This window comes from Enterovirga sp. GCM10030262, assembly GCF_042666435.1.
Classification (GTDB): Bacteria; Pseudomonadota; Alphaproteobacteria; order Sphingomonadales; family Sphingomonadaceae; genus Allosphingosinicella.
Genome location: NZ_JBHTDC010000001.1, coordinates 1,534,119 through 1,546,973 on the forward strand (window position 1 = coordinate 1,534,119; position 12,855 = coordinate 1,546,973).

A 12,855-nucleotide genomic window follows, 5' to 3' on the forward strand; every position below is an offset into this window, starting at 1 on the left:
CGTCTTTCCCCCGAGCTGAGCGCGATCCTGCTCTCAGAATCTATCTACAACGAAATCTGCCGCTTGGAAGCCGAAGAGATCAGACAGCAATGCCGCGTCCACATAACAAGCGCCATCAAATCGGAAACTTCTGGCTCTGGCAGCGGCCCGGCATCGGCACCTGGTGCATCTGCTGGCTCGACCACGTCGATGGTCGAGGAGTCACGAGGCGCAAGTCTATTGCTGCAAGAGGCGGCAATCCAGACGCTCCGCCGCAGCAAGCACTCGACGCACTAGCAGCGCACCACCTCGCGCACTGCACGCCGCGTAAGGAAGCGAAGGACGAGGCGCTCGTCGAGGCGCTCATGGCCGACTGGTTGACGCATCATGTCACGACGCTGGCAGCCCCCGACCGCTACGTCTATTCGGTCCAGCACTGGATGGCCTTCTTCGAGGAAGAGCGCCGCCATGGCCGTATCGTCTCTGGCCCCGTCGTGGCCGATCTCACCCCCGACCTTCAGGCCCGCTTCCGTAAGGCGCGTGCCGCCGCTGGCGCCGGCGGTCACACGATCAGCCGTGACCTCGCAGCGCTTCGAGGCGCGTTGACCTGGGCATGGAAACACCAGCGTATCGATCATCCCGCTTTCATCGCGGACATCCCGGCGCACCAGAAGGCGCCTGCACGCGACCGTCTTCTCGCATTCGAGGAGCTCGCACGCATCCTCGATGCGTGCGCCGACCGACCGGAGCGGGAGCACATTGTCCGGTTCATCGTGATCGAGCTGGGCATTGCTGGCCGCCCTGAAGCCGTGCTCGGCCTTACCGACGCCAACATCGACCTCCGACGTAACCTGATCGATCCCAACCAGCCGGGACAGGTTCACACCCGCAAGCGGCGGCCGATCGTGCCGATCGCCAAGGCAGTCCGCCCCTGGCTTGTCGGCATCGAGGGGAAGCTCATCAAGTATAAGGTGCCGATTGCGGAGCGTCATAGAACGCCGGGTGGGCCGACCCACTTCGAGCGGGAAACCGCCTCGATAAAGACCAGCTGGAACGCGGTGTGCCGCGATGCCGGTGTGGAAGGCGCTACACCCAAGACCCTACGCCACACCATGCTGACGTGGTTGGCGGAGCGCGGGGTGCCCAAAGAGCAGCGCGAGATGCTTGCTGGCCATCGTCCCCAAGGCACGACCTCCAAGAACTATGAGCACCTCTCCCCAAGCTACCTGCGGCGCGCGATACGCGAGGTCGACACTTTTTTCGACGAGCTGTCGAAGCACACGAAAGCGCACTTGCGATACACCAGCGATACACGCGACGACGTGCCCGTCGCGGCGTGATCCGGATTGTCGTTGATCTGGAGAGACTTAGGTTGGTGGAGCCGAGGGGAATCGAACCCCTGACCTCTGCAGTGCGATTGCAGCGCTCTCCCATCTGAGCTACGGCCCCGCGCCTTCATGCGGACCCCGGCGAAGTGGAAATTTCGACGGGCGCCCGTTGGCGAAGGCGCCCCCAATAGCGGCGCCGATGGCCCGGCGCAATGCGCGAATGCCGGGGGCCGCGACAGCCTTGGCCGCGGGCGCCGTTTCGTTCCGCCGACGCACCGCCACGGATGGGCCTTGCCGCCGGAACGGCCCGCCCGCCTGCTTCGTTTCAATGGCGAAGATGGGCGCGGCCCGGCCGTGTCCCGCGATCCGATCCAACCCGGAAAGAAGGAGAATCCTCATGGCCTATGAACGCGGCGACAATCGATATGGCGGCAACAATTATCGCTCCGGTGGCGACCCCTGGCGCGAGCGCGACCGCGGCTATCGCGGCGGCGACGATGACCGGGGCTTCTTCGAGCGCGCCGGCGACGAGGTCCGCTCCTGGTTCGGCGACGACGACGATCGCGGACGGCGCGAAAAGGGCCCGTATGAAGGCCGCCGCCGCGACTATGGCCATGACGTCGGCAACCGGGGCGGCGGCCGTTCGGCCGACCGCTACGGCTCCGGCTATTTCGGCGGCGACGAACATTATGCCGGAACCGGCGGCGGCGCCTCCGACAGTTGGGGCGGTTCCGGCTTCGGCGGCGATTTCGATCGCGGCCGCCGGTTCGACCGCATCGATGCGGGCAGCACCGGCACCCACGGCGCCCATCCCATGTCTTCGCCGGTCGGCGGAGGCGTCTATGGCGCGGGCTATGGCGCGACCGCAGCGGGATTCAGAAGCTCGGCGCGCGAACAGTCCATGGTCCAGGGCGGCCGAGGCGGCGCCACGAACGAGATGCACGACCGCCATTATTCCGAATGGCGCAACCGCCAGATCGATCAGCTCGACCGCGACTATGACGAATATCGTCATGAGCATCAGTCGAAATTCGATCAGGAATTCGCCGGCTGGCGCGAGAAGAGGCAGGGGCAGCGCAATTCCCTGCGCAACGTCTCGGAGCATATGGAGGTGATGGGATCGGACGGCCAGCATATCGGCACGGTCGATTGCGTGAAAGGCGATCGGATCATCCTCACCAAGAGCGACGAACGCGCTGGCGGCCGGCACCATTCGATCCCCTGCTCGTGGATCGAAACGGTCGATGAGAAGGTGACGGTCAACAAGAATGCGGACGAGGCGATGGCCGCCTGGCGTGACGAGGACAGGAGCCGCGCCCTTTTCGAGCGCGAGGACCAGGGAAGCGACGGACCGCATATGCTGAACCGCAGCTTCTCGGGCACCTATTCCGACCGCGAATAGGCTCTGGCATCCCCGTGGGGGTGACAAGGCTTCCTTTGCCCGGCCTGTTCATCCGGCCGGGCTTTTTTTGTCGGTCTTGCGCGCGTAGGTTGCGGATCGAAACGAGAAGGAGAGACACATGACCGGCTCCCGCGCCTGGCATTTGGCATCGCGGCCCTCGGGCCTTCCGGACATGAGCCATTTCGAGCTGAAGCCTGTCGACCTGCCGCCGCTCGCCGACGGCGAGGCGCGGGTCGAGAATATGTGGCTGTCGGTCGATCCCTACATGCGCGGGCGGATGAACGACGTGAAAAGCTATGTGCCGCCGTTCGAGGTGGGCGCGCCGCTCCAGGGCGGGGCGGTCGGCAAGGTCGTCGAATCGCGCTCGCCCGATCTCAAGGTCGGCGACACGGTGTTCCACATGATGGGCTGGCGCGAGCAGGCGTCGGGGCCGGCCGCTTCCTTCAACAAGGTGCCGGCCATGGGGGTGTCGGACGAGCAGTGGCTGGGCAATCTCGGCCTTACCGGCGCGACCGCTTATTTCGGCCTGCTGCGTGTGGCCGAAGCAAAGGAAGGCGACATCGTCTTCGTTTCGGCGGCGGCGGGCGCGGTGGGGTCGGCGGTGGTGCAGATCGCCAAGGCCAGGGGCATGACCGTGATCGGCTCGGCCGGAGGCGAGGAGAAATGCGCCTGGGTGCGCGAGCTCGGCGCGGATGCGGCGATCGACTACAAAGCGGGGCCGGTCGTCAAATCGCTCATAGAGGCGGCCCCGAAAGGCATCGACGTCTATTTCGACAATGTCGGCGGCGACCATCTCGACGCCGCTTTCGCCGCCGCCCGCAACAACGCCCGCTTCGCGATCTGCGGAATGATCGAGGGCTACAATGCCGGCCCGCCGCCTTCTTTCCGCTACATCATGCGGGTGATCGCCGCTCGGATCAGGATGCAGGGATTCATCTACACCGATTATATGGCGGAGATGGACCAATTCTATCGCGACATGGGCGGCTGGATCGCGAGCGGGCGGGTGAAGTCGCGCGAGACGGTGCGCGAGGGGATAGAGGCCGCGCCCCGGGCTTTCCTCGACCTTTTCTCCGGCGGCAACATGGGCAAGATGCTGGTGCGGCTCTGATCCGGGCCCGCCGCGTCGGTCAGGCGCCGTCCTGGGCCGCCCGCGCCGCCTCCGCCAGCGCCCGCATGGCGATCCGGTACGGGCCGGGTCCGTGGCTGATCCGCGCCACGCCAAGCTGGGCCAGCCGCCGCGCCGGCGGAGTCGCGGACGAGGCCATGACGTTCACCGGGAGCGGCGATTTGGAGCAGATAGTCGCTATCAACCCTTCGTCCGCGAGGCCCGGCACGAACATTCCGCTCGCCCCCGCCTCGGCATAAGCGCAAGCGCGATCGACGGCGGACCCGACGAGGGCGCCATGCTCGCCAGGGCCGGCCTGAAGGAACAGATCGGTGCGGGCGTTGACGAAGAAGGGGATGCCGGCCGCGTCCGCCGCCGCTCGGATGGCCTGCAGGCGCTCGCACTGGTCGTCGATATTGTGGAGCCCTTCGCCGCCGACGATCTGGTCCTCCAGATTGCAGCCGACCGCGCCGCCCCCGATCGCTTTGGCCGCCGTCGCGCCGACCTCCGCCGGCGCCAGCCCGTAGCCGCCCTCCAGATCGATCGTTACCGGCAGCGCCACCGCCGCCGTGATCCTTTTCAGATTGTCGATCGCGAGGTCCAGCGGCAGCTTCTCTCCATCCTCGAAACCGAAGGCCGCGGCGACGGACCAGCTCCCTGTAGCCACCGCCTTCGCCCCGGCATCGGCCACCGCTCTGGCGCTGCCCGGGTCCCAGGCGTTGAACAGGATCAAGGGCGTGCCCGGCCTGTGCAACGAAGCGAATATCCGGGCCTTTTCACTCTGCATCATCGATTTCCTCGTCATAGCCGCGCAAGCGGGAATCCCGCTTTTCTAATCCGCCTTCTCCGAAAAAAGGAAGCGTGATCCCCACCTTGGCGGGAATGACGGGAAAGGCCGCTCCGATGCTTGCGATCAAACCCCGAGCTAATGGACGAAGCGCGCCACCACGTCGCGATAGGAGCGGCTGACCTTCACCTGGCTGCCCGAATCGAGCACCAGGAAACATTCGCCATTGGTGTGCGGCTTGACCTGCCGGACGAGGTCGAGATTGACGATGCAGCTCCGGTGCACGCGCTGGAAACGGCGCGGGTCGAGGCGCTTTTCGAGATCCTTCATCGTCTCGCGCAGGATCAGGGTGTTGTCGCCGGTATAGATGCACATATAGTCGCCGGCCGCGTCGATCTTCTCGATCGAATCGACGTCGACGCGGAATATCTGGCCCCGGTCCTTGATGTTGATGAGCTTCTCGTAACGGCTGGACGAGTGGGAATCCTCGACGCCTTCGACCGCCATCGATTCCGGCGCGACCTCGGCCAGCACTTCCTTCAGGCGCCCCACCTCTTCGGCGCCGCGCTTTTCCGCGAGGCGCTGGCGCACCCGGTCGAGCGTGTCCGCCAGGCGGTCCTCCTCGACCGGCTTCATCAGATAATCGGCCGCTTGCGCCTCGAAGGCGCGGATGGCGTGGTCCGAATAGGCCGTGACGAAGACGAACAAGGGCGGCTCCACCTCCATCAGCCCCTGGATGACGGAGAAACCGTCGAAGCCGGGCATCTGGATATCGAGGAAGACGAGGTCCGGCTTGTGGGTCTTGATCGCGCGGATCGCCTCCCGGCCGTTGGAGCAGGTCTCCACGATCTCGACATCGTCATGCTTCTCCAGGCGCAGCTCAAGCCCCTGGATGGCAAGCGGCTCGTCGTCGACCAGGATCGTGCGGATGGTCATTTCGGTTCCTCGGTTTGGATCTGGAAGGGAATCTCTATGATAACGCCAAAGCCCCCCTGTATGTTCGTTTGAGTCTCAAAACGATGTTCCGCGCCATAGGCCTGCGCCAGACGGTCGCGAATATTCGCCAGTCCGACTCCGGTGGACGATTGCCCGGCCTGCAGCGCCTGCCCGTCCGCCCCCGGACCGCTGTCGGACACGGTGATCACCACCTTGTCGCCCACCTTGCGCGCCTCGACCGATATGTCGGCCCCCTCCTCCTGCGGCGTCACCGCATATTTGATCGCATTCTCGACCAAAGGCTGAAGAAGCAGCGAGGGCAACCGCGCGCGGGCCGCCGCCGGATCGATATGGAAACGCGGCCTCAGCCGCTCCTCGAAACGCATCTTCTCTATTTCGAGATAGAGCTTCAGCGTTTCAACCTCCTGCGCCACCGTGACATAGCCCATCGGCTCGTTGACCAAAGTGTAGCGAAGGAAGGACGAAAGCCGCGAGAGCATCGCGTTTGCCCGTTCCGTCTGCTTGAGAAGGACCAGAGTGGAGATCGAATTCAGCGTGTTGAACAGGAAGTGCGGATTAAGTTGGTAGCGCAGCATGGCGAGTTGCGCCGCGCTCGCCTGGTGCTCCAGCCGCAGGAGCTGATCGGTCTGCTCTTCCAGCAGCAGATAGTAATTGACCCCGTAATAGAGCGCCGACCAGGCCGCGAGCAGCGAGAAATCGAGCAGGATCGCGCCCATGAACTCGACGCCCTCGGGCCGCGTGCCGGGCCGGAGGAAGGTCGCGTGGCTCCACGTCTCGATCGCCGAGAAGCCGGCCGAGGCAAGCAGCACCAGCACGATCGAGACCGCCCAGGTGATGATCGGCCTGAGGCTGATGAGCCGCCGGTAGGCCGCCGCCATCAACAGGGTGATCGAATAGCCGGTGCCGGTCAGCAAGGCGGTATGCACGATGAAGGTGAAGCCGAACGCATTGGCCACGCCCGAAAGCGAGCGCAGCACGAAATAGCCGGCCCATCCCGCCGATTGCAGGATCCAGAAGGCCCGATTCTTGTCGGCGAAGAATGGCTGCTGCTGGAGCCGGAGGGGCTTCCGCCGCTTGCCCGCGTCGCCGCCCAGGGGCGTGGTCAGGGTGAGGGGTTCAGTGGCCACCGCCATTCGCTTTACCCGGCAAAACCAGCATCGACCAGTCGCCAGCGTCGGTCACGTGCTTCGCGACCGCGGCTTGGACATCTTCCGCCGTCATCGTCGCATAATCGGAAAGGAAGCTCCGCGTCTGGTCGATCAGCTCGGGCTTGCCGATCCAGCCCTCCATCGCATTGAGCCAGTAACCGTTGGTCCTGAGCCTCCGCTCGATACCGCTGATGACCGGATTCTGCGCACGGGCGAATTCGTCCGGCGACGCCGGCTTGGCCGCCAGGTCGGCGACGACCTCGCGCGCGATGCGGAAGAAGGTGTCGGCGCTTTCGGGGGGGATTTCGGCGGCGGCGTAGAAGATGCCCCAATCGGGAAAGACCTGCGACGTGCTCGAAATGGCGGTCGGCGAATAGGTCGCCCCTTCCGCCTCGCGCAGCCGCTCGTAGAGGCGCACCTGGAGCATGTTGGCGGCGAGGCTGAGCGCGCGCCGCTCCTTGATCCGGTCGGTGCCGCCGAACGTCGTCCAGCCGACCACCGCATAGGCCTGGTCGGGATCGCCATTGTGGGTGAAGGTCCGGGCTTCCGGATCGGGCGACGGCGGCCGAACGGCCAGCGACGCCTCGGTTTCCCGGACCGGCGTCCGCGTCGGCAGCGCCGCCACGCTCTTCGCCATGGCGGCGACGGCGGTTTCGAGGTCGACATCGCCGACGACGATCGCGTGAACCGGCCCGGCCGCGAGCAAAGGCGCGAAGAAGGCCTCGAACGCCTCCGGAGTCGCCTCCGCGATCGCGTCCCTGTCGGTCGGCGCCCAGCGTTCGTCGCCGCTGCGGCTGAACGCGGGGAATTCGCGTCCCGCCCGCGCCGCCGCCGAGGCGAAGTTGAGTTCGTAGCTTTCGAGCGCGCTCGCCTTGAACCGGGCGAAAAGCGACGTGTCCCAGCGCGGAAAGGCGAGCTTCGTCGCCAGCAGCCGGAGCTGGTCGGCCAGGTCGGTGCCGTTGGTCTGGCCGCGCAGGACCAGGGCGTCCTCGGCCATCCCGAAGCTCATCGCCATCTTCCGGCCGGTCAGCAGCCGCTCCATCGCGTCGAGATCGAGGTCGCCGACGCCCGACGCGCTGACGATGCCGTCGAGCCAGGCGAGCGACGGCTCGTCCGCGGGAAGCCCCGCTTGCCCCTCGCCGAAGCGGAGCTGGACCGAGACCGACCCTTTCTCGAAGTCGGTCTGCTTGAAGGTCAGTGTGGAGCCGTTGGCGAAGCGGACAATGGTGACGCCCATATCCTCGATCGCCTGGCGGGACACCTCCTCGCCCGGAGCCCCGAGCGGCGGCAGGTCGTCCATATCGACCAGCCGCCCTTCGACCCGGTCGGACGGCGCGATGTCCCCGGCCACGGCCAGCGCCGCCTCGACGGCCGGGACCGGGACGGATTCGGGGCCGGCGAGCATGATCCGGGGGCCGGCCCCCTCGAACAGATCGCGGGTCGCCGCGCCGATCAGCTCCGGCGTCATTTGCGGCGCCAGCGCATCGAGGACGGAGAGCGCCGTCGCCGGGCTGGCGACGATGCTGTTGCCGTCGATGGCGTTGATCATCTGCTGCGCCCATTGCTGCGAGCGGATCGTCGATGCCCCTTCGACGGCCGAGGTGGCGGCGGTGCGCAGATTCTCGATCTCGCGCGCGATCTCCGCCGCGCTCGGCGGGGCGCGGAGCGCATCGTTGAGGATCGCAAAGGCTTCGCCCAGCGCGTCGCGCCACCGGCCGTCACGGACGGTGATCGAAAGCTGGGTCATGTCGGCGATATGGGTCGGCCTGGCCTCGCCGAGAGAGGCGTTGATGAAGGCCGCCTGGCCGCGCGCCTTGGAATCGAGCCGGCGGTTGACGATTCGGGAAGCGAGCGAGCGGGCGAGATCGGCTTTCTCCCGCGCCATCGTGTTGGGCAGAGCCTCGTAGGGCCTCAGCCAGAGCAGGGTCGCGCTGTGCGGCGCGCCGGGATAAGCAAGGGTGGCGGCGGTTCGGTCGGTGTCCGCGACGACGCCGTAATCGGGCTCCTGCGGCGCCGGACCGGTCCCCCGCCAATCGCCGAAATGGGTGGCGATCATCGCCTCCATCGCCTGCGGATCAGCGTCGCCCACCATGATGAGGGTGGCCCGCTCGGGCCGATACCAGCGTTCGTAAAAGGCGCGCAGCCCCTCGGCGGTGGCGTCGCGCAGGGTCGCGTCGGTGCCGATCGGATCGCGCTCGGCGACCTTCAGGCCGGCGTAGAAAAGCGGCCAGCTCGCCTCCATCATCCGGGTGGTGAGCTCCGGCCGGCGCCTCTTTTCCGCCAGGATCACGCGCCGCTCGGCCTCGACCAGAGCGGGGTCGAACAAAGCGCTGTCGGCCATGTCGGAGATGACGTCGAGGCTGAGGTCGATTTCGGATCGGTCGGCGCCGGGCAGGTCAAGCTGATAGACGGTCTGGGTGGGGCTGGTCGACGCGTTGGTGTCGCTGCCGAAATTGGCGCCCAGTTTCTGCCAGATCTGCCGCGCCTCGCCGTCGCCGAAATTCTCGGTACCTCGAAACGCCATATGTTCGACGAAATGCGCCCAGCCGCGTTCCTCATCCCGTTCGTTGAGCGATCCGGCGTCGATCCTGAGGCGGATCGAGACCTGCTCGTCGGGCAGCGCGTTCCGCCGCACCGCGTAGCGCAGCCCGTTGGGCAAGGTTCCGAACGTCCAAGCCTCGTCGCGGGGAATGTCGCTGCCGCGATAGAGCCAGTCGGCATCGCCGGCGGCGGCGGCCGGCGCGGCGGCGAGGATGAGAAGGGCGAGAAGGCAGCGGCGAAGAAAGGTCATGAAATTCCCGGATGAGTCCTGTGTCCCTACCTCCCGGGTGCGAGAGAAGTCGAGGAAAGGCCTGGGCGAAGGAGGATGGTTTGGAAAAAACTTCTTTGCTTCCGCCATGTTGACTCTGGATGAATGAGAGGAACATAAAAGGAACAAATGAGTCCCTGGAGTCGTCATGCCTATCCTTTCCTCCTCCCGAGCCGAACGGCTGGCCGCCCTGCGCGCGGAGGTGCGGGCGATCGAATCGGCGACGGTGAAGGGCAAGGAATGCCTCCCCTTCGGCGTCGCCGCCCTCGATCGGCGGCTGGAGGGGGGTGGCCTCGCGACCGCCGCCCTGCATGAAATGGTCGGGACGCGTCCCGGCCTTTCCGATGACGCCGCCGCCACCCTGTTCGTCGCCGGCATCGCCGCTCGATTGCCTGGCGCCGTCCTTTGGACCTTGGCCCGCCGCGACCTTTTCGCTCCCGGCCTGATGCATGCCGGCCTTCCGCCGGATCGTGTCCTCTATGCCGAGGCCCGAAGCGACGAGGAGGTGCTGGCGGTGATGGAGGAGGGGCTGCGTCACGGCGGTCTCGCCGCGGTGGTGGGCGAGATCGGCCGCGCCGCCATGGCCTCCACCCGCCGCCTCCAGCTCGCCGCCGAGGAGGGGGGCACGACGGCGCTGATGCTGCGGCGCTGGCGCAAGGCCGGGGAGGACCCGTTCGCCCCGCCTTCCGCCGCCGTCACCCGCTGGCGCATCGCCTGCGCGCCCTCGGGGGACTTGCCGGTGGAGGGCATCGGTCGTCCCCGCTGGAAAATCGAGCTCGCCCGCCAGCGCGGCGGCGCCCCTTTCACCTGGATCATGGAGGGTAATGATGCCGAGGGTCGCCTCGCTCTACCTGCCGAACCTCCCCACCGACAGGCTGCGCCGGATCGAGGGGACGAAGGCCGCCGCGCGGCCGCCTGAGCTGTCCCCGCGCGCGGAGCCGTGGCCCGAGCCCGCGGCGGATCCGAAAGTCGGTGCCCGCATCGAAGAATGTTCCTGTCCGCGCGGCGGCGGCTGGCGGCCCGGCGCGCGCTGGGCTCGTCGCGAGGAAAGGCAGGCCGGGATCGATGCGCTCCCGGCGCATCGGCGCCCGCCGATGCGCGAGCTCGGCCGCCGCACCGAAGCCGCGCCCGTGGCGTTTCGCGAATCCTCCGCCTGGCGGGAGAACGGCGGAAGGGCCGAACAGGCGATGGTCACCACGCATCGTCTCGGCCAGCGAATCGTCATCGCCGCGGCTTCGCCCGAAGCGCTGGCGGTCGGCATCGAGCCCGGCATGCCGCTCGCCCAGGCGAGGGTGACCACTCCCGGTCTCGACATACGCGACGCCGAGCCGGAGGCGGATGCGGCGCTGCTGACCCGGCTTGCACTGTTCGCCGCCCGTCGCTGGACGCCCCGCGCCGCGGTTGCGGATACGGATGGGCTGTTCCTCGATCTTACCGGCGTCGCCCATCTGTTCGGCGGCGAACAGGCGATGTGCGCCCGCATCCTGCGCTTCTGCGTCCGCCTGGGGTTCGCCGCCCGCATCGCCGTCGCCGAAACCTATGGCGCGGCCCATGCGCTGGCCCGCCACGGCGGCGAGGCGATCCTGCTCTGTCCTGAGGGAAATATCGCGACGGCCATCGCTCCCCTGCCGCTTGTGGCGCTACGGGTCGATGAAAAGATACTCGTCCCCGCCCGCCGCCTCGGCATCGAACGGGTGGGCGACGTCCTGGCGATGCCCGCCGCGCCGCTTGTCCGCCGTTTCGGCCAGATTCTGCTGACTCGCCTGAACCAGGCGCTGGGCCGGGTCGCGGAAGCGTTCGAGCCGATCATACCCACCGATCCGCCCCAGGCCCTTCTTCGCCTGCTGGAGCCGATTGCCACCGCCGAAGCCATCGAGCGCGTGATGGCCGATCTGGTGAGGGCTTTGGTTCGCACGCTGGAGGAGCAGGGTCTTGCCGCCCGTTCGCTGCTTCTCGTCTGCACCCGCGTCGATGGTTCCGAGCAGCGCCTCGCGATCGGCACCGCTCGCGCCACTCGTGAAGCCCCCCATCTGCGACGTCTCTTTCAAATGAAGATCGAGACGATCGAGCCCGGTTTCGGCATCGAGGCGATGCGGCTCGTCGCCGCGCGGGTCGAGCCGCTCGCGCCACAGCCTGTCGAGGGCGGGCTGGCGGACGAGATCAAGGCCGCCGATCTCGTTCCGCTGATCGACCGGCTCGCCATCCGTCTCGGACCTTGCCGCCTGTATCGCCTGAGCGCCGTCGAAAGCGACGTTCCCGAACGCTCGGTCCGCCGCGTCCCTCCGCTCGCCGGCGTCGCTCAATGGCCGAGCTGGCCCCGGCCGGTGCGGATGCTCGTCCCGCCCGAACGGGTCGAGAATGTCGTCGCTTTGCTCCCCGATGGCGCGCCGCGCCGCTTCACCTGGCGCGGCCGCAGCTATTGCGTGCTGCGCGCCGACGGACCCGAGCGCATCCATGGCGAATGGTGGAAGCGCCGCGCCGAGGCCGGAAGCGTGCGCGATTATTTCCAGGTCGAGGACGAGCAGGGCCGCCGCTTCTGGCTCTACCGCCGCGGCGACGCTCTCGACGCCCGCACCGGCGATCTCAGCTGGCACCTCCAGGGGATGTTCGGGTGAAGGGCTTAGAGACGCGCGTCGATGACGCTGACATGGCCGGCAGCGGCGTAAGCCAGAATCCTCTTGTCCGGAGTAAGCAAGGGACAGCCGAGTTCGCGCGCGGTCGCAATGATCAGCCGATCCGCTGGGTCGCCATGTATGGCGCCAGGCAGGCGGCCCGCATCTACCGCAATGGCAGGGCTGATCGATGCAATGCGCACCCCAGGAGCCGAAAAGACGGCCTCAATCCATTTCGAGACTTCTCTGCGCAAATCGAGGCGACCTTTGTCGACGAGCATGGAGATTTCCCAAGCCGTGATCGCCGAAACCCGGACTCCCTCTTCAACTCGGGCGTCCTCGATCAAGGCTCTTCGTTCCGGCTTCAGCCGGGTATCTCCCATGATCAGCCAGACCAGGACATTGGTGTCCAGCAGGATCAATCTTCGTCTCCAAGAATGCCAAGCTCGGCATTCCATGGCCGGTCATATGCCGGGCTGTCGGGATCATCGAAACGATACCCGTCGTTTTTCAGCATTCCGAAAAGAAATTTCGGTTTCTCTTCCTCCACCCGTTTCATCTCCATGAACGGCTTGCCGCGCTTGGTGATGACCACGGTTTCGCCGCTGCGACTGGCTTCCTCCATGATGCGCAGGCAATGCGCCTTGAATTCCGCCGCGCCGATCATCTTGCCCATGGCAAACCTCCTTGAAGTGACCACTTTACCTAGTCACTTACGGCGAAAA

Annotated in this window: 11 protein-coding genes and 1 tRNA gene; 5 read left to right on the plus strand and 7 right to left on the minus strand. The window is 66.7% G+C overall.

Annotated elements, in window-relative coordinates:
- Window positions 1-89: 89 nt before the first annotated feature.
- The gene (locus ACFQRC_RS07410; RefSeq protein ID WP_379959534.1) at window positions 90-1,319 is read left to right on the plus strand and encodes a tyrosine-type recombinase/integrase; all 1,230 of its coding nucleotides are present in this window, start codon (window positions 90-92) and stop codon (window positions 1,317-1,319) included.
- A 33-nt stretch (window positions 1,320-1,352) separates the two neighbouring features.
- Here ACFQRC_RS07410 and ACFQRC_RS07415 read toward each other — a convergent pair.
- Window positions 1,353-1,428, minus strand: a tRNA-Ala gene (locus ACFQRC_RS07415).
- Between the two features lie 276 nt (window positions 1,429-1,704).
- On the opposite strand from ACFQRC_RS07415, the gene ACFQRC_RS07420 reads away from it, so the two are divergent.
- Window positions 1,705-2,709 (plus strand): DUF2171 domain-containing protein, encoded by a 1,005-nt coding sequence (locus ACFQRC_RS07420; protein ID WP_379959537.1) that lies wholly within the window; start codon window positions 1,705-1,707, stop codon window positions 2,707-2,709.
- A gap of 118 nt (window positions 2,710-2,827) precedes the next feature.
- On the plus strand, window positions 2,828-3,820 hold the full coding sequence (locus ACFQRC_RS07425) for an NADP-dependent oxidoreductase (protein ID WP_379959539.1): 993 nt from the start codon (window positions 2,828-2,830) through the stop codon (window positions 3,818-3,820).
- A gap of 19 nt (window positions 3,821-3,839) precedes the next feature.
- On the opposite strand, the gene ACFQRC_RS07430 is transcribed toward ACFQRC_RS07425, so the two are convergent.
- From ACFQRC_RS07430 to ACFQRC_RS07445, 4 genes are all read right to left on the minus strand, one after another.
- Window positions 3,840-4,607, minus strand: a complete 768-nt coding sequence (locus ACFQRC_RS07430) for an isocitrate lyase/phosphoenolpyruvate mutase family protein (RefSeq protein ID WP_379959542.1) — start codon at window positions 4,605-4,607, stop codon at window positions 3,840-3,842.
- Window positions 4,608-4,742: 135 nt separating this feature from the next.
- The gene (locus ACFQRC_RS07435) at window positions 4,743-5,540 is read right to left on the minus strand and encodes a LytR/AlgR family response regulator transcription factor (protein ID WP_379959544.1); all 798 of its coding nucleotides are present in this window, start codon (window positions 5,538-5,540) and stop codon (window positions 4,743-4,745) included.
- Complete coding sequence (locus tag ACFQRC_RS07440; protein WP_379959547.1) at window positions 5,537-6,688, minus strand: sensor histidine kinase; 1,152 nt, start codon at window positions 6,686-6,688, stop codon at window positions 5,537-5,539. Before ACFQRC_RS07440 ends, ACFQRC_RS07435 begins: the two co-directional genes overlap by 4 nt.
- Window positions 6,678-9,500, minus strand: a complete 2,823-nt coding sequence (locus tag ACFQRC_RS07445) for a M16 family metallopeptidase (protein WP_379959549.1) — start codon at window positions 9,498-9,500, stop codon at window positions 6,678-6,680. The genes ACFQRC_RS07440 and ACFQRC_RS07445 overlap by 11 nt, the downstream gene beginning before the upstream one ends.
- Window positions 9,501-9,666: 166 nt before the next feature.
- On the opposite strand from ACFQRC_RS07445, the gene ACFQRC_RS07450 reads away from it, so the two are divergent.
- Window positions 9,667-10,437 carry an ImuA family protein gene (locus ACFQRC_RS07450; protein ID WP_379959551.1) on the plus strand — a complete coding sequence of 257 codons (771 nt, stop codon included), beginning with the start codon at window positions 9,667-9,669 and terminating at the stop codon, window positions 10,435-10,437.
- Entirely contained in the window at window positions 10,346-12,133 is a 1,788-nt protein-coding gene (locus ACFQRC_RS07455) for a DUF6504 family protein (RefSeq protein WP_379959554.1), read from the plus strand. The genes ACFQRC_RS07450 and ACFQRC_RS07455 overlap by 92 nt, the downstream gene beginning before the upstream one ends.
- Window positions 12,134-12,138: 5 nt before the next feature.
- On the opposite strand, the gene ACFQRC_RS07460 is transcribed toward ACFQRC_RS07455, so the two are convergent.
- Both ACFQRC_RS07460 and ACFQRC_RS07465 read right to left on the minus strand, forming a co-directional pair.
- Window positions 12,139-12,552, minus strand: a complete 414-nt coding sequence (locus ACFQRC_RS07460) for a type II toxin-antitoxin system VapC family toxin (protein WP_379959557.1) — start codon at window positions 12,550-12,552, stop codon at window positions 12,139-12,141.
- Complete coding sequence (locus tag ACFQRC_RS07465; RefSeq protein ID WP_379959559.1) at window positions 12,549-12,806, minus strand: type II toxin-antitoxin system Phd/YefM family antitoxin; 258 nt, start codon at window positions 12,804-12,806, stop codon at window positions 12,549-12,551. The genes ACFQRC_RS07460 and ACFQRC_RS07465 overlap by 4 nt, the downstream gene beginning before the upstream one ends.
- Window positions 12,807-12,855 lie beyond the last annotated feature (49 nt).